15 protein-coding genes are annotated in these 17,417 nt (G+C 63.7%); 9 read left to right on the top strand and 6 right to left on the bottom strand.

The window, feature by feature from the left end; all coding sequences use genetic code 11:
- Nucleotides 1-117 precede the first annotated feature (117 nt).
- From B4L76_RS10065 to B4L76_RS10105, 9 genes are all read left to right on the top strand, one after another.
- Nucleotides 118-573, top strand: coding sequence for a MaoC family dehydratase (locus B4L76_RS10065; protein WP_296232175.1), 456 nt, complete (start codon nt 118-120; stop codon nt 571-573).
- A gap of 123 nt (nt 574-696) precedes the next feature.
- The gene (prmA, locus tag B4L76_RS10070) at nt 697-1,575 is read left to right on the top strand and encodes a 50S ribosomal protein L11 methyltransferase (protein ID WP_186686556.1); all 879 of its coding nucleotides are present in this window, start codon (nt 697-699) and stop codon (nt 1,573-1,575) included.
- 42 nt (nt 1,576-1,617) lie between these two features.
- The gene (locus tag B4L76_RS10075; RefSeq protein ID WP_296232176.1) at nt 1,618-2,967 is read left to right on the top strand and encodes a DUF3426 domain-containing protein; all 1,350 of its coding nucleotides are present in this window, start codon (nt 1,618-1,620) and stop codon (nt 2,965-2,967) included.
- Nucleotides 2,968-3,210: 243 nt separating this feature from the next.
- A complete protein-coding gene (dusB, locus tag B4L76_RS10080) occupies nt 3,211-4,224 on the top strand; it encodes a tRNA dihydrouridine synthase DusB (RefSeq protein ID WP_296232178.1) in 1,014 nt (337 codons plus the stop codon).
- Nucleotides 4,221-4,541, top strand: a complete 321-nt coding sequence (fis, locus tag B4L76_RS10085) for a DNA-binding transcriptional regulator Fis (protein ID WP_012274390.1) — start codon at nt 4,221-4,223, stop codon at nt 4,539-4,541. The genes dusB and fis overlap by 4 nt, the downstream gene beginning before the upstream one ends.
- A gap of 81 nt (nt 4,542-4,622) precedes the next feature.
- Entirely contained in the window at nt 4,623-6,230 is a 1,608-nt protein-coding gene (purH, locus tag B4L76_RS10090) for a bifunctional phosphoribosylaminoimidazolecarboxamide formyltransferase/IMP cyclohydrolase (RefSeq protein ID WP_296232185.1), read from the top strand.
- Between the two features lie 135 nt (nt 6,231-6,365).
- A complete protein-coding gene (gene purD / locus B4L76_RS10095) occupies nt 6,366-7,661 on the top strand; it encodes a phosphoribosylamine--glycine ligase (RefSeq protein WP_296232186.1) in 1,296 nt (431 codons plus the stop codon).
- A gap of 150 nt (nt 7,662-7,811) precedes the next feature.
- Complete coding sequence (locus tag B4L76_RS10100) at nt 7,812-10,583, top strand: hybrid sensor histidine kinase/response regulator (RefSeq protein WP_296232187.1); 2,772 nt, start codon at nt 7,812-7,814, stop codon at nt 10,581-10,583.
- 158 nt (nt 10,584-10,741) lie between these two features.
- Entirely contained in the window at nt 10,742-11,335 is a 594-nt protein-coding gene (locus tag B4L76_RS10105) for a MarC family protein (protein ID WP_296232218.1), read from the top strand.
- Between the two features lie 148 nt (nt 11,336-11,483).
- Here the strand turns inward: B4L76_RS10105 and B4L76_RS10110 are convergent, their stop codons facing one another.
- From B4L76_RS10110 to cobG, 6 genes are all read right to left on the bottom strand, one after another.
- Nucleotides 11,484-12,158 carry a hypothetical protein gene (locus B4L76_RS10110; protein WP_296232188.1) on the bottom strand — a complete coding sequence of 225 codons (675 nt, stop codon included), beginning with the start codon at nt 12,156-12,158 and terminating at the stop codon, nt 11,484-11,486.
- A gap of 60 nt (nt 12,159-12,218) precedes the next feature.
- Nucleotides 12,219-12,899 (bottom strand): hypothetical protein, encoded by a 681-nt coding sequence (locus B4L76_RS10115; RefSeq protein WP_296232189.1) that lies wholly within the window; start codon nt 12,897-12,899, stop codon nt 12,219-12,221.
- Between the two features lie 92 nt (nt 12,900-12,991).
- Nucleotides 12,992-14,674, bottom strand: a complete 1,683-nt coding sequence (gene cobJ / locus B4L76_RS10120; RefSeq protein ID WP_296232190.1) for a precorrin-3B C(17)-methyltransferase — start codon at nt 14,672-14,674, stop codon at nt 12,992-12,994.
- 2 nt (nt 14,675-14,676) lie between these two features.
- Nucleotides 14,677-15,411, bottom strand: a complete 735-nt coding sequence (locus B4L76_RS10125; protein ID WP_296232191.1) for a precorrin-2 C(20)-methyltransferase — start codon at nt 15,409-15,411, stop codon at nt 14,677-14,679.
- The gene (locus B4L76_RS10130; protein WP_296232193.1) at nt 15,408-16,034 is read right to left on the bottom strand and encodes a precorrin-8X methylmutase; all 627 of its coding nucleotides are present in this window, start codon (nt 16,032-16,034) and stop codon (nt 15,408-15,410) included. Before B4L76_RS10130 ends, B4L76_RS10125 begins: the two co-directional genes overlap by 4 nt.
- A complete protein-coding gene (gene cobG / locus B4L76_RS10135) occupies nt 16,027-17,358 on the bottom strand; it encodes a precorrin-3B synthase (RefSeq protein WP_296232220.1) in 1,332 nt (443 codons plus the stop codon). The genes B4L76_RS10130 and cobG overlap by 8 nt, the downstream gene beginning before the upstream one ends.
- Nucleotides 17,359-17,417 lie beyond the last annotated feature (59 nt).

Below are 17,417 nucleotides of genomic sequence, written 5' to 3' on the forward strand. Positions count from 1 at the left end.
TTATAAGCATGCGGCCGCTTTATACCGATATTCGCCGAAATACCTGCAACTTGACTGAAACGGTTCGCCGTGCTGATCTTGCACATTCGTACCAACTGACAACTTGGAGAGCCCGCGATGCCCTATGTACCGGTTACAGAGCTTTCGCAGTACGTTGGTAAGGAACTGGGCCATTCGGCCTGGCTGAAGATCGACCAGCAGCGCATCAATCTGTTCGCCGAAGCCACAGGCGATTTCCAGTTCATCCATGTGGACCCGGCAAAGGCGGCGCAGACGCCGTTCGGCAGCACCATCGCTCATGGTTTCCTGACGTTGTCGCTGATACCCAAGCTGATCGAGGACATCCTGGTCCTGCCGCAAGGGCTGAAGATGGTGGTGAACTACGGACTGGACAGCGTGCGTTTCATCCAGCCGGTCAAGGTCGATAGCCAGGTGCGGCTGAAGGTGGAACTGGCAGAGGTGTCGGAAAAGAAGCCGGGGCAGTGGCTGCTCAAGGCGATTGCCACGCTGGAGATCGATGGCCAGGACAAGCCGGCCTATATAGCTGAATCGCTCTCCCTGTGTTTTGTCTGATGGATTTCGGGGGCGCTGCACGCCCCCATGCCAAGCCGATCCACAAATCCCCCGCACTCGCGTAAACTGCCAGCCTTCGCGCAGCCTGGGGCTGCCCCTGTCGATTTACCAAAGGTGCCCGCCATGCCCTGGCTGCAAGTACGCCTGGCCATCAGCCCGGAACAAGCCGAAACCTACGAAGATGCCCTGCTCGAAGTGGGCGCTGTTTCGGTCACGTTCATGGACGCCGAAGATCAACCGATCTTCGAGCCAGACCTCAACACTACCCCGCTGTGGTCGCACACCCACCTGCTGGCCCTGTTCGAGGCCGATGCCGAGCCCGAGCAGGTGTTTTCCCACCTGCGCCTGCTGACCGGTGCCGAGCTGCCCGAGCACCAGGCCGAGGTGATCGAGGACCAGGACTGGGAACGCAGCTGGATGGACAACTTCCAGCCAATGCGCTTCGGCCGCCGCCTGTGGATCGTGCCCAGCTGGCACGAAGCTCCGGAAAAGGACGCGGTGAATCTGCTGCTCGACCCGGGCCTGGCGTTCGGTACCGGCACCCACCCGACCACAGCCCTGTGCCTGGAATGGCTCGACGGCCAGCAGCTGGAAGGCACCCAGGTGCTGGACTTCGGTTGCGGCTCGGGCATTCTGGCCATCGCCGCGCTGCTGCTGGGCGCCCGCGAGGCCGTCGGTACCGACATCGATGTACAGGCCATCGAGGCTTCGCGCGACAACGCCCAGCGCAACGGCATCGCCGATGAAAAGCTGGCGCTGTACCTGCCCGAACACATGCCGGCGATGCAGGCCGACGTACTGGTCGCCAACATCCTCGCCGGCCCGCTGGTGTCGCTGGCGCCGCAGCTGTCCGGGCTGGTCCGCCCCGGGGGCCTGCTGGCGCTGTCGGGCATCCTCGCCGAACAGGGCGAAGAAGTGGCTGCGGCCTATGCCGCCGACTTCGAGCTGGACCCGATCGTCGTGCGCGACGGCTGGGTACGCATCAGTGGTCGCCGCCGTTAAGCCGGCCTAGAATACTTTTCTGCACAGTTCCCGGATTGCCGCATGACCGACAGTTTCGTCACCCAGTGCCCGCATTGCCAGACTAGCTTTCGCGTCACTCACCACCAACTGAGCGTGGCTCGCGGCGTAGTGCGCTGCGGCAACTGCCTGCAGGTATTCAACGCTGCCAGGCAGTTGCTGGAGCAGAATCGCGCCAGCACGGCGACTGCACCTGTGGTGGCGGAACCGGCGCTGAAAGCGCCTGACGAGCCGGCGGCCAAGCCAACGGTCTCGCCAGAGCCGGATGTCACCGAGCGCAGCAGTGCGCCAGACCAGGACTGGGCGCTGACTGCCCAGGCGCTGGACGCCCTCGATCTCGACAAGGAGCTGGAGCGCCTGGAGCGTCGCGGCCAGCCGGCAACGGCGCACCCGGCCAAGCAGGATGACGGGCTGCAGGCAAGGCGCGACGAATTGCAGCCGGACGAGCACGCCGACGACCTGTTCGGCACGGCCACCGATGAACCCCTCGAGCCACCACAGGCAGATGAGCCGGCCGTGGAGCGGCAGCCGCTGGAGCTGGATCTCGAACCTGCCCCGGGCGAGCGCACCGAGCCGACCTTGGGCGGCAGCCTGGAACTGGACCTTGACGATGGGCCGCCGGTACACCATGCCGCGGACGATGACCACCCTGCCTTCGCCGAACCGCTGCGTGCCGACGACGACGCAATCCCGGAAAAAGGCCTGAGCGCGCGCGACGACGAACCCTTGGCGCTGAGCCTGTCGGCGCACGATGACGACCCTGTCGAGCCGCTGCCTGGCGCACGCCTGGAACCGGGCTTTGCCGCCAAGCCAGAGCGCCCGGCACGCAAGGAGCCGCTGGTCGACGTGGTCGACGACCCATTGCAGCTGGGCTGGGAGAAGCCCGCACCGAACTGGGGCAAGCGCCTGCTGTGGGGCTTTCTGACCTTGCTCGCCGCCGGCCTGCTGGCGTTTCAGTACGTGTGGTTCCACTTCGACGAAATGGCCCGTCAGGACCAGTACCGGCCGCTCTTCCAGCAAATCTGCCCGTTGGTCGGGTGCGAAGTCCCGACTCGCGTCGATATTGCCCGGATCAAGAGCAGCAACCTGGTGGTGCGCAGCCACCCGGACTTCAAGGGCGCGTTGATCGTCGATGCGATAATCTACAACCGCGCGCCGTTCGCCCAGCCGTTCCCCCTGCTGGAGCTGCGCTTCGCCGACCTCAATGGCCAGCTGATCGCCAGCCGGCGCTTCAAGCCCAGCGAGTATCTTTCCGGAGAACTGGCCGGGCGTGGCGAAATGCCCAGCCAGACCCCGATCCATATCGCCCTGGACATCCTTGATCCTGGGCCGAAGGCAGTCAACTACAGCCTCAGCTTCCGTTCACCAGAATAAGCAATAGGCTTGTGGGGCGCCTGGCGCTCCTTTCGCGACCCAAGGCCGCCGCTCCTGATGGTGATCGCAGCCCTGTGTCGCGAAAGGCGGCAAAGCAGCCCAAGCCTTTCCTCCATACCAAATGTCATAAGCCGACAGCTGTTCAGATTTTATCCAAATCCATCTTTATCCGGTCACCGAGAGCGGGTATCATGCCAACCCTTTTTCGAACTCCAAGATTCGGCCCCACAACAGGGATCACCTATGTCGGCGGTACGCATCGGCCAATACACACTACGTAACAACCTGATCCTCGCGCCAATGGCCGGGGTCACGGACCAGCCTTTCCGGACACTTTGCCAGCGCCTGGGCGCCGGCATGGTGGTGTCGGAAATGGTCTCCAGCGACATGAGCCTGTGGAACAGCCGCAAGTCGAGCCTGCGCCGCATTCATGAAGGTGATCCCGAGCCACGCTCGGTGCAGATAGCCGGCGGTGATGCGCAGATGATGGCAGCAGCGGCACAAGCCAACGTCGAAGCGGGTGCCCAGATCATCGATATCAACATGGGTTGCCCGGCAAAAAAAGTCTGCAACAAAGCTGCAGGCTCTGCTTTATTGAGAGATGAAGCCTTGGTCAGCGAGATCCTCCACGCCGTGGTCGGCGCAGTGGACGTTCCGGTGACCCTGAAGATTCGCACCGGCTGGGACCGGGCGAACAAGAACGGCCTGAACGTGGCGAAAATCGCCGAACAGGCCGGCATCCAGGCACTGGCGGTGCATGGCCGCACACGTGCCGACCTGTATACCGGCGAAGCCGAATACGACACCATCGCTGCCATCAAGCAGGCGGTGTCGATCCCGGTTTTTGCCAACGGCGATATCACCTCGCCAGAAAAGGCCAGGGCGGTACTGGACGCCACCGGCGTCGATGGCTTGCTGATTGGCCGGGCTGCCCAGGGGCGGCCATGGATCTTTCGCGAGATCGAGCATTACCTGCGCACCGGCGAACACCTGCCGGCACCGCAGCTGGAGGAAGTGGAACGCATCCTGCTGGAACACCTGGCCGCGCTGCATGCCTTCTATGGCGATGTGATGGGCGTACGTATCGCCCGCAAGCACGTTGGCTGGTACCTGGCAACACGACCCGGCGGCAGGGAGTTTCGCGCCCGGTTCAACGCTTTGGAAGACACACAAGCGCAGTGCGCCAACGTTCGTGCGTTTTTCAGCGAACGTCGACAGAGCCTTGGGACAGAGGACGGACAAGGGGTGGCCGCATGACGATGATGACCGAGACATTTGTGAGTGGAACAACGCCCGTGAGCGACAACGCCAACCTGAAACAGCACCTGAACACGCCGAGCGAAGAGGGCCAGACCCTTCGCGACAGCGTCGAGAAGGCGCTGCACAACTACTTCGCCCACCTGGAAGGCGCGACTGTCACGGACGTGTACAACCTGGTGCTCTCCGAAGTCGAGGCGCCACTGCTCGAAAGCGTGATGAACTACGTGAAGGGCAACCAGACCAAGGCCAGCGAGATGCTCGGGCTGAACCGAGGCACCCTGCGCAAGAAGCTCAAGCAGTACGACCTGTTGTAAGCCAGAATCCCAACCAGAAAAGGCGGCTCCCTGAACAGAGGCGCCTTTTTTGCTGACTCCACCGCGTTATTGGAACCCGAAATGACCGACCAGACTACCCGCCTGCCAGTCCGCCGCGCCCTGATCAGCGTCTCCGACAAGACCGGTATCCTCGAATTCGCCCGTGAGCTGCAGCAGCTCGGTGTCGAGATCCTGTCCACCGGCGGCACCTACAAGCTGCTCAAGGACAACGGCGTCAATGCGGTGGAAGTGGCCGACTATACCGGCTTCGCCGAAATGATGGATGGCCGGGTCAAGACCCTGCACCCGAAAATCCACGGCGGCATTCTCGGCCGTCGCGGCGTCGACGACGCCATCATGAACGAGCACGGCATCAAGCCGATCGACCTGGTGGCGGTCAACCTGTACCCGTTCGAGGCGACCATTTCCAAGCCTGGCTGTGACCTGCCGACCGCCATCGAGAACATCGACATCGGCGGCCCGACCATGGTCCGTTCGGCAGCCAAGAACCACAAGGACGTGGCCATCGTAGTCAATACCAGCGACTATGCCAGCGTCATCGAAGGCCTCAAGGCCGGCGGCCTGACCTACGCCCAGCGCTTCAACCTGATGCTCAAGGCGTTCGAGCACACCGCTGCCTACGACGGCATGATCGCCAACTACATGGGCACCATCGACCAGGCCAAAGAGAACCTGAGCACCGAAGGCCGTAGCGAGTTCCCGCGCACCTTCAACAGCCAGTTCGTCAAGGCCCAGGAAATGCGTTACGGCGAGAACCCGCACCAGAGCGCGGCGTTCTACGTCGAAGCCAGAAAAGGGGAAGCCAGCGTTTCCACTGCCATCCAGTTGCAGGGCAAGGAGCTGTCGTTCAACAACGTGGCCGACACCGACGCAGCGCTGGAATGCGTGAAGAGCTTCGTCAAGCCGGCCTGCGTCATCGTCAAGCACGCCAACCCGTGCGGCGTTGCCGTGGTGCCTGAAGAAGAAGGCGGCATCCGCAAGGCCTACGACCTGGCCTACGCGACCGACACCGAGTCGGCGTTCGGCGGCATCATCGCCTTCAACCGCGAGCTGGATGGCGAAACCGCCAAGGCCATCGTCGACCGCCAGTTCGTCGAAGTGATCATCGCACCGAAAATCTCCCAGGCAGCCCGCGAGGTGGTTGCTGCCAAGCAGAACGTACGCCTGCTGGAATGCGGCGAGTGGCCAGCCGAGCGCGCTGCCGGTTGGGACTTCAAGCGCGTCAATGGCGGTTTGCTGGTGCAAAGCCGTGATATCGGCATGATTACTGCCGATGACCTGAAGATCGTCACCAAGCGTGCCCCGACCGAGCAAGAGATCCACGACCTGGTGTTCGCCTGGAAAGTGGCCAAGTTCGTCAAGTCCAACGCCATTGTCTACGCCAAGCAGCGCCAGACCATCGGCGTCGGTGCAGGCCAGATGAGCCGTGTCAACTCCGCACGCATCGCAGCCATCAAGGCTGAGCATGCCGGCCTGCAGGTACAGGGTGCAGTCATGGCATCGGATGCGTTCTTCCCGTTCCGCGATGGCATCGACAACGCAGCTAAAGTGGGTATCAGCGCCGTGATCCAGCCGGGTGGCTCGATGCGCGATGCCGAGGTGATTGCTGCCGCTGACGAAGCCGGCATCGCCATGGTCTTCACCGGCATGCGTCACTTCCGCCACTAATTAAGATGGTCAGCCGAACCTCGGCCTCTGTGGGAGCGGGTTCACCCGCGAATACGATGGTGCAGTCACCGCCGAATTCGCGGGTAAACCCGCTCCCACAGGGGATAAGGTTCGCCGCCAAACAGAGGTTTTGACATGAAAGTTTTGATCATCGGCAGCGGCGGTCGTGAGCACGCCCTGGCCTGGAAAGTCGCCCAGGACCCACGTGTCGAGAAAGTCTTCGTTGCCCCGGGCAATGCCGGCACCGCCACCGAAGCCAAGTGCGAGAATGTCGCCATCGACGTCAACGCGCTGGAGCAACTGGCCGACTTCGCCGAAAAGAACGTGCAAATGACCATCGTCGGCCCGGAAGCGCCGTTGGTGGCCGGTGTCGTCGACCTGTTCCGCAGCCGTGGCCTGGATTGCTTCGGCCCGACCAAGGGTGCCGCCCAGCTCGAAGGCTCCAAGGCCTTCACCAAGGATTTCCTGGCGCGGCACAAGATTCCGACCGCCGACTACCAGAACTTCACCGAGATCGAGCCGGCCCTGGCCTACCTGCAGGAAAAAGGCGCACCGATCGTGATCAAGGCCGATGGCCTGGCCGCCGGCAAAGGCGTGATCGTCGCCATGACCCTCGAGGAAGCCGAGGCCGCCGTACGCGACATGCTGGCCGGCAATGCCTTCGGTGACGCCGGTTCGCGCGTGGTGATCGAAGAGTTCCTCGACGGCGAGGAAGCCAGCTTCATTGTCATGGTCGATGGCCACAATGTGTTGCCAATGGCCACCAGCCAGGACCACAAGCGCGTCGGCGACAAGGACACCGGCCCGAACACCGGCGGCATGGGTGCCTACTCCCCTGCCCCGGTGGTCACCGCCGAGGTACACCAGCGCGTGATGGACCAGGTGATCTGGCCGACCGTGCGTGGCATGGCCGAGGAAGGCAATGTCTACACCGGCTTCCTCTACGCCGGCCTGATGATCGACAAGGCGGGCAACCCCAAGGTCATCGAGTTCAACTGCCGCTTCGGCGACCCGGAAACCCAGCCGGTCATGCTGCGCCTGGAGTCGAGCCTGGTACTGCTGGTCGAGGCGGCATTCGCCAAGGCGCTGGACAAGGTCGAAGCCCAGTGGGACCCGCGGCCGAGCCTGGGCGTGGTGCTGGCCGCCGGCGGTTACCCGGGCGACTACGCCAAGGGTGACGTGATCAACGGCCTGGATGCAGCGGCGAAGATCGAAGGCAAGGTATTCCATGCCGGCACTTCGCTCAAAGACGGTCAGGTGGTCACCAACGGTGGCCGTGTGCTGTGCGCCACCGCCATGGGTGCCAGCGTGGCCGACGCCCAGCAGCAGGCCTACCGCCTGGCCAAGGAAGTCAGCTGGAACGGCAGCTTCTACCGTACCGACATCGGCTACCGGGCGATCGCCCGCGAGCGCGGTGAGCACCAACAGTAAGCACTACCGGAGCGCCGTGGCGACCCGGGCAGCAAAAACCCGGGCGCAGCGTACCCGGCTCGTCGACAGGGCCCCGCCCGGGCCTTGCCTTCGACTCGGCGCGCCGCGCATAGTTAGCACCTGGCACCTAGGCTAAGAAGGGATTTCGTTGTGCGTCGGCTTCGGATTGCCTCAGCTCTGATCGTCAGCTTGCTGACCCTGCTCTGCATGTTCCCGGCTGCAGCCGAACATGACGGAGGCTGGACTGTGCTGCTCGACGAACAGGCCAACCTGCAGCTGAGTGACGTGCGCTCCGAGCGTTACCGCAACCAGTTCAGCCCGCTGGCCCTCACCGACCTGGATGCCGCGCCTGCGGAGCAAGCCCTGTGGCTGCACTACCGCCTGCCCCCGGCGGAACAGGAACAACTACTGCGGGTGTTCGCCCCGGACCTGTCTGGCCTGGACCTTTACGCCCTCGAAGGCGACCAGCTTCTGCGTCAGCTGCACCATGGTCGCCAGGCTGGCAATGCCAGCCCGACCCTGCGTGGCAGCGACCATGTCTTGCCCTTGCCCAACAGCAAGCAACCCCTGGACATTTACCTGCGCCTGGTCTCCGAGCACCAGCTGCGTCCGGCCATCAGCCTGGAACCGGCGGCCGTGGCCGCCTCCGACCAGCGCCAGCCTCTGCTGTTCGGCATGCTGTTTGGCGGCCTGGTGATGCTGATCATGCACAACCTGATCCGCTTCTTTTACAGCCGCTCCAGCACCGCCCTGATTCTGGCGCTCTACCATGGCCTGATGCTGCTCAGCGGCCTGATCCTGCTGAACCTCAGCGGCCCCTGGTGGCACGTCTGGCACAGTGCACAGACCCCTGCCGCCTATCTGACGCTGGTCCTGGCCGGCCTGGCCGGGCTGTATTTCACCCAGCATTTCTTCTCACCGTGCAACTCGCCACGGCTGAATCGCCTGCTACAGGGTGACATGCTGGTGGTCGGCGTCAGCGGGTTGGTACTGCTATTCGTCGACACCCTGCCCCTGAACCTGATGACCTACGCCCTGATGGCCCTGGGCAGCATCAGCATGCTGCTGGTCAGCAGCTACCACTGGTACAAGGGTTATGCGCCCGCACGGGTGTTCTGCCTGGCCATGGTGGTTTTCAACCTCGGGGGCCTGGTGCTGCTGCCAGCACTGCTTGGCCTGACCCGCACCCCGACGCCCTGGCTGCTGTGCATCCTGCTGGGCTTGACCGTGGCCAGCGGCCTGCTGCTCAACCTGGCCGTCAGCGAACGCTTGCGGCGCATCAGCGAAGAGCGCTTCAGTGCCAGCCGCGCACTGGCCGCCAGCGATGCCGAGATCAACGCCAAGGCCGAATTCCTGGCCAAGATCAGCCACGAGATCCGGACCCCCATGAACGGGGTGCTGGGCATGACCGAGCTGCTGCTGGGCACACCGCTGTCAGTCAAGCAGCGCGATTATGTGCAGACCATTCACAGCGCCGGCAACGAGCTGCTTACGCTGATCAACGAGATTCTCGACATCTCCAAGCTGGAATCCCGGCAGATCGAACTGGATGACGTGCAGTTCGACCTCAACGCGCTGGTCGAGGACTGCCTGAACATCTTCCGCGCCAAGGCCGAGCAGCAGAACATCGAGCTGATCAGCTTCACCCAGCCACAAGTGCCGAGGGTGATCAGCGGCGACCCGACACGCCTGCGCCAGGCCCTGTCCAGCCTGCTGGAAAATGCCTTGAAGAACACCGACCAGGGCGAAATCCTGCTGGTAGTGGCACTGGACCAGCGGGGCGAGGCACCCCGCCTGCGTATTGCCGTGCAGGACAGTGGCGAGCCGCTGCCCGCCGCCGAACGCGAAGCCCTGCTGCAGGCCGAGTTGCACAGCCACCACTTCCTGTCCAGCAACAAGCTCGGCGGCCACCTCGGGCTGGTCATTGCAAAGCAGTTGATCGGCCTGATGCAAGGCGAGTTCGGTATCAAGAGCAGCACTGGCATGGGTAATACCCTGTGGCTGGCCCTGCCGCTGGACCCTTCGCGCCTGGAGCAGCCGCCGGCCGACCTCGAGGGCCCACTGCGTGACGCTCGCGTGCTGGTGGTTGACGACAACGATACCTGCCGCAAGGTACTGGTACAGCAGTGCAGCGCCTGGGGCATGAACGTCAGTGCGGTGCCGTCGGGCAAGGAAGCCCTGGCCCTGCTGCGCACCAAGGCCCACCTGCGCGACTACTTCGACGCCGTGCTGCTCGACCAGAACATGCCAGGCATGACCGGGATGCAGCTGGCTGCCAAGATCAAGGAAGACCCGAGCCTGAACCATGACATCCTGGTGGTGATGCTCACCGGTATCAGCAACGCACCGAGCAAAGTCATTGCACGCAACGCCGGGGTCAAGCGGATCCTCGCCAAACCGGTGGCCGGCTACACGTTGAAGACCACCCTCGCCGAGGAGCTGGCCCAGCGCGGTCGCGAGCCTGCGGTGCCTGCCGGCCAGCCCGGCACGGCACAGACGCTGGACCTGCCGGAAGACTTCCGCGTATTGGTCGCCGAGGACAACAGCATTTCGACCAAGGTGATCCGTGGCATGCTGGGCAAGCTCAACCTCGAGCCCGACACCGCCAGCAATGGCGAAGAGGCCTTGCAGGCAATGAAGGCGCAGCGTTATGACCTGGTGCTGATGGATTGCGAAATGCCGATACTCGACGGCTTCTCCGCCACCCAGCAGCTACGCGCCTGGGAAGCTGCCAACCAGCGCCAGCGTACCCCGGTGGTGGCACTGACCGCGCACATTCTTGCCGAACACAAGGAACGCGCACGCCTGGCGGGAATGGACGGGCACATGGCCAAGCCGGTGGAGTTGTCGCAACTGCGCGAGTTGATCCAGTACTGGGCCAGTCATCGGGAAACCCATGTGGACCCTGCGCATACTCACTAGCTGACAGCGGATATCATTGCCGGCTCCTGGTGTCACGACAAGGCTATGCCCCCTGGGTCTATGCTACAGGTTGCAAGGCCGGGGGCTGCCGTGCAGCCCGATCGCGATACAAGGCCACTCCTACACATCCCCATCTCTGCCAAGGATCAGTGCTCATGCTGCATGAGTTGTCCAGCGTCTACCTCAAAATGCTCGTGCTCTACAGCCCGTTCTTCGTGTTGTCGTGCTTTATCAGCCTGACCCGTGGCCACTCCAGCAAGGAGCGCAAGCAACTGGCCTGGAAGGTGGCCATTGCCGTGCTCATTGCCAGTGTCCTGCTTTATCTGTTCGGGCGGGCGATCTTCGGCATCTTCGGCATCACCGCCGACGCCTTCCGCATCGGCGCCGGCAGCGTGCTGTTCATCTCCGCCCTGGGCATGGCCCAAGGCAAGTCGGCAGTCCAGGCAGACAACGTGCAGCAGGACGTCACCATCGTGCCGCTGACCATCCCGCTGACAGTGGGCCCCGGTACCATTGGTGCGCTGTTGGTCATGGGTGTGGGCCACCCGCACTGGGACGACAAGGTGCTGGCCATTATCAGCATCGCACTGGCCAGCTTCACCGTCGGCCTGGTGCTGTATCTCTCGCACCGCATCGAACGCATCCTCGGCGACCAGGGGCTGCAGATCGTCAGCCGTCTGATGGGGCTGTTCGTCTGCGCCCTCGCCGCACAGATCATCTTTACCGGTATCAAAGGCTACCTGGCGCCCTGATAGCCATACTCCAGTATGCGCTGCAAGCAGACCTGATCCCCATGGTCCTGCACCTTGGGCAAGAAACTCTGCTGCAAAGCCAGGATGTGCAACGAATCAACTCCGCCCGCACGTTGCTGTGACTGCGCCACCGCTCAACTGGTCTCATTCAGGATGTGCTCCTGGCCGCAGCGTAGGGGTCAAAGCGATAATCTGCGTGTACATCCTTGTTTTTCATCAGCGCCTGCAGCTCTTCTCGCCGGCCTTGGAAACGCCTGTCATCCAGCACCAGAGATACCCCCCTGAACTCGGCCTGGCCCTTGAATGCCTGCTCGCGCAACAACATGTCCTGCGGGATATCAGCGATTGGTCTATCGAATTGCAAAGTGATACTGCAAAGGTCAAGCGCCGGGCCCGGCTTGAGCAAACCAAGCTCAAGCACCAGATCCGCCCCCTGAGCGGTGAATTTCAACAAGTGGGCAAAACCTTCGTTTGAACGGTCCAGGCCCGTCTTCACAGCAGCCAATACGGCCTCCTGCCGAATCGAACGCATCCTCAGCCATGCTTCCAGCGGCTGAATCCGCGTGCTACGCGAAGGTTGCCCCAGCTGTTTGCAGTCGTGAATATTGGCCAGCTTGATCCAGCCCAGCTGGCTATAGGCCTCTAGATAGGCGTGGTACCAGCTCTGGTAGTCGTCAAAGCGCGGGCCGAGGTTCCGGTTGGCCACCAACTGCGCGTAGAGTATCGAGTCGAAAGCGGCCTGGCGCTGAATCGCGCCTATGTCTGCGGGATACAGCAATGCCGTTCCGCCCACCAACATCAGTTGCTCAACTGCTTTATCCATAAGTGTTGCCTTGTCACCCTGAAATGAATGAGGCGACGTCACTACAACGCCGCCCAGCAGTCAGATGTCGTACTGCAGAACATTCCTGATACTGCGCTCGCCGAGTCTTTTTTCCACGTGTTCGCGGACATGGCCGTAGATGAAGTTGTTGAGCGTGAATACTGCCTGGCCGGAGTAGTACTGGGTTTTCTCCAGCTTCCACTGGATACCCAGGATGTCGTCATCGAGTTGCGGAGCAGAAGTCTGGATGCAGGTCACCACCAAAACCACATCCTTGTTTGCGGTTTCGATACAGGCAGCCACGCCGACCATGCCGCGGGCCTTGTTCTTGCGTTTGTGTTCGATGATCTTGGCGTCATGCTCGACGGTGGTCAGCTTGTTGAACGCCGACTTCGCAAGGTCCCCCAGCTTGGTACCGCCCAGCATCGCAGAACCCGCCGCACCGATCGTTCGTATGGCCACAGCGCCTACGGTGACAGACAGTTCCGCCGAAGTTTCCTGCTCGTAGCTACGCGACGGGAGGGTAAAGCCGATTTCCTTCAGGACATCGACGAACCGGTTGAACCATTCGCGGCTCTGCGTTACGGCATCGAAGGCTTGGTCGGCCGCCACGGTGGCGAAATGGTATGCGTTCTTTACATCATGACGGCTTTGCGCAGACATGCCTGCGCCACAGGCCAGCAGGTTGCCTTCAACCAGAATGGCGGCGTCGCTGGTGGTGATTTGCTTTTCACCGGTCATGCGAAAACTCCTTGGTAGTGCCCCTCGGTTCAGGGGCCACCACCGTAGCCAGCGCGCTGGCGATACAGCGCACTGAAGGGTTTCCGAAGCAATCAGCTGGCCGAGGGGTACCAGCGTGGCGTGTAGGCCCACACCCCGCCAGACAAGCGAGGAAACACGCAGGTTGTAGAGGAGCCCACCAACACCATGGTGCGCATGTCGACCATTTCCGGCATCAGCTCGGCCAACGTGACTACCTTCAGCGTCTGCCCCGGCCTACCGATGTCGCGGCCAAGGACTACGGGCGTATTCCCCTCGCGGTGCCGGCGTACCACCTCCAGCGCCACACCCAGCTGATGCGGCCGGGCTTTGGAAATCGGGTTGTAGAACGCCAGCACCAGGTCGGCCTGCGCCGCCAGGTCCAGGCGCTTTTCAATGATCGACCAAGGCTTGAGGTTGTCCGACAGCGACATCACGCAGAAGTCATGCCCCAGCGGCGCTCCTGCCTGCGCAGCCGTCGCCAGCGAAGCCGACACCCCCGGCAGGATCGCCAGGTCAACACGGTGCCAGGCCGGGTCGCCGGACTCATGCAGTGCTTCAAGCACCGCCGCCGCCATGGCGAATACGCCTGGGTCGCCCGACGACACCACCACCACCGAACGGCCCTGGGCCGCCAGTTCGAAGGCATGCCGGGCGCGCTGCATCTCTTCGCGGTTGTCGGTGCAATGCAGCACCTGATCGTCACGGAACGGGCCGGCCATGCGCACGTAGGTTTCGTAACCCAGCACATCTTCGGCACGCACCAGCTCGGCCTTGACCGCCGGGACCATCAGCTCGGCAGCGCCCGGACCCAGGCCGATCACCGCCAGACGGCCACGACGGCGGCCAACCCGCGCCACCTCGACTGGTGCAGGTGCCACCGCGATGACCATGTCGGCCACCTCGATCAGTTGAGCATCCGGCAACGCTTCGGCCACCATGCCGGCCACATCCTGCGGCTTGGCGGCAAAACGCAACGCAACGCCCAGCGCCTGCGCGGCCTCGTGCAGTGCGGTATCGGCCATGGCTTGCTCATCCGCCAGTACACAGGCCAGCGAAGGCTCGGCGATACCAGCCTGCTGCAAGGCGGCGCGAATGCCGTGCAGATCGCCGCCTGCCATACCGATTACCACCGAGCGCGGGTGAATCAGCAGTTCGTTGCGGTCGGCTGGACGCGCCTGATGCCCAACATGGATGGTGCGCCGGGCCTGGTCACTGGCTGGCAATTGTGCCTGCTGCAACCACGGCGCATCGCCTTCGATACGCACCGTTTCGCCAGCCAGCAGGTCGGAAACAAAGCGCTTGCCTTGCTCGATATCCGCCAGCGCATAGCCCTGCGGCGGGCTCAACAGGCAGGTACCGAAACGCAATTCGCCACTGGTGGTAATCGCCGCAGCAACGCCCAACGCTTCGCCGATTTCGCGCGCCATCAGGTTCACGCCAGCCAGGCCACCGAGTAGCGGTACCACGGCGCTGCCGTCTTCAGCCACCGCCAGGACCGGTGGCTCCACGCCCTTCTCGCTGAGCAGGCTGGCCAGGCTGCGAATCACGATCCCTGCGGCGCACACGGCAATGATCGGCGTGTCCTGCAGGTATAGCGCACGTAGGGTATCGCCGAACACACTGTAGGAAAGGTCGGCACCGTCGACCCGACCCTCCAGTCCGTGGATCGACGCCTGTGGATAACATTGCCGGATACGCTGCGCCGTGGCCAGGCTGCCCTGGCCCAGAATGACGATCGCCGGAACCTTGTGCATGTTCAGCCCTGCCATTTTTCACCCGGCACGATGATCAGCGAGAAGTAGGGCGACGACTGCGGGTCCACTCGGTCCAGCGGCACGATCTTCTGGTTGGCCATGGTCGCCCGCTCTACATACAGCGCGCGGCCATCCAGGCCCAGTTCAGCCAGCACCTCGCGCACCTTGGGGAAATTGCGGCCAAGCTTCATGATCACCGCCGCATCGGCGTCGGCCAGGCGACGCCGAAGCTCTTCGGCGGGCAACACGCCAGACAGCACCGACAGGCTCTGGTTGCGATACACCAGCGGCGCGCCCAATACCGAGGCACCACCGAGCATCGAACAGACGCCGGGAATCACTTCGGCCTCGTATCGCTGCGCCAGGCGATCGTGCAGGTACATGTAGGAACCGTAGAAGAACGGGTCGCCTTCGCAGATCACCGCCACGTCGCGGCCGGCATCCAGATGCTCGGCCACCTGTACGCTGGCCTCGTCATAAAAGTCGCTGATCACCTGTTCATAGGACAGCGGCGCCGGCAGGGCTTCGGTAGTGACCGGGTACACCAGCGGCAGCAAGGTCTGCTCGGGCTGCAGGTGCGCTTCGATGATGCCGAAAGCATTGCCGCGCTTGCCCTTGGCCACGAAATAGCCGACCACCGGCGCCTCACGCAGCAGGCGCAGGGCTTTCAGGGTAATCAGTTCAGGGTCGCCAGGGCCTACGCCCAGGCCGAGCAGACGTCCACGCGGCGCCATCATTCCACCTCCGTGGCCAGGGCGTTGACCGCAGCGGCGGCCATCGCGCTACCGCCCAGGCGGCCCTGCATGATCACGAACGGCACGCCACGGCTGTCGGCGGCGAGCATCGCCTTGGACTCGGCGGCGCCGACGAAGCCGACCGGGAAGCCGAGGATCAATGCCGGCTTGGGGGCGCCGGCGTCGAGCATTTCCAGCAGGTAGAAGAGTGCAGTGGGGGCATTGCCGATCACCACCACGCTGCCTTCCAGGTACGGTCGCCAGAGCTCCAGGGCCACGGCTGAACGGGTATTGCCGGCGTCTTTCGCCAGGCCCGGCACGCTCGGGTCGCGCAGGGTGCAGATCACTTTGTTGTCCGCTGGCAGGCGTGCCCGGGTGATACCTTCGGCAACCATGTGCGCATCGCACAGGATCGGCGCGCCACCCAGCAGCGCTTCACGCCCGGCGCGACCAGCACCTTCGGAGAACTGCAGGCCATCGATGGCCTCGACCATGCCGCAGGCGTGAATCACGCGCACGGCGAGCTTTTCGAGGTCTGCGGGAATCCGCTCGAGTCTGGCTTCCTCACGGATGATCCGGAAGGAATTGCGATAGATCTCCTGGCCATCGCGGATGTAGTCAATCATCAAGGTGCTCCGTCGGCAGGTCGAGCATGGCGCCTGCTTCATTCAAGGTGAGGTCGGTGGCGCGCAGGGCGCCGAAGCCCGGCTGGCTTGCGTCACGCAGGTACAAGTCATAACGGCCCGGTGAGCGCGCCAGCAGGGTGGCCGGGGCAACATGGGCCACGGCGCAAGATCGGGTGCAACCGGACAAATGCACGCTGCCGGGCGCGCCCGGGCCGAGCAGCGCCGCCAGGGTCACGGCGTCGGCCTTGGTTTCGCCCAGGGCCTTGGCGCAGCCACTGCTGCCGGTACAGGCGTGGATACGCGCAAGCGGCTCCTGCTCGTGGCACAGCAGGCCCAGGGCGGACAGGGCGGCCTGGGCCTGGCTGACGACATGCGCCTGGACATTGGTCAGCACCAGGCTTTGCCAGGGGCTCAGGCGCAGGCTGCCATCGCCCAGTTCACGGGCGACACGGGCAGCCCCACGCAGCATGGCCGGGGTCAGGCGGCCCTGCGGCGGGGCAACGCCCAAGGCCAGCCCCTGCGCCTGGGGTAACACACCCAGCCATGCGGCGTTGTACGCTTCACGTCGCCAGCCGAGGACGGCGGCATCGCGGCGGATGGCCAGGCCAAGGCCGTCGATGAAGTCGCCTGGCGAGCACACTTCGAGCAACTGGCGCATGCGCGATTGGGCCGGGGTGGCCAGGTCGAGGAAGCGCTCCAGCACGGCACGCACCAGGATCAGGCCCTGCTCCAGTGGCACCGCGCCGAGCACACGGCCGTCAGCCGGGCAGCCGGCCAGGCCGAACGCCAGCCAGGCCTGCTGCTCCAGGTGCAGGGCCGACAACCACAGGTCATGAGGATGCTCAAGCATGGCCAGGCGCTCGCCGGCATCCAGCTGCACGGCGAACTTGGCCGACAGCTGATGAAAGCGCGGCGTACCTTCCAGCAGGCCGAGGATCTGCCCGGCCAGCGGCCGCGCGTCCAGCAGCATGGCCGGATCGTGGCCAGCCAGCGGGCTGAGCATGAGGTTACGCACATCGTCGCCGGCGGCCTCACGCGGGCCCAGCCCGGCTGCGAGCAAGCTCTCGACCAGGCCGTGGTGGTCGCTGCCGATGCCGCGGATCTGCAGGTTGCCGCGGTTGGTCGCCTCGATCACACCCTCGGCGAAACGCTCGGCGGCCATCGCCACCGCGTCGGCCTGGTCGGCGAGCAGCAGGCCACCCGCCAGCTTGATGCGGCAAATGCCGCCATCCCGGGCACTGACGATACGCCACAACCCCGGACAAGCCGAGGGGCGGGGCGTTACATGGGGGCTATGGGCCTGCGTCAATGGGCTATCCGGCAGTCTGTGAAAATGCGCTTGAGTGTAGAAGGCGCGGTATTATGCCTGCTTTGTCCGGCGGC

Source organism: Pseudomonas sp. UBA4617 (assembly GCF_002386445.1).
In the GTDB taxonomy this organism is placed as follows: Bacteria; Pseudomonadota; Gammaproteobacteria; order Pseudomonadales; family Pseudomonadaceae; genus Aquipseudomonas.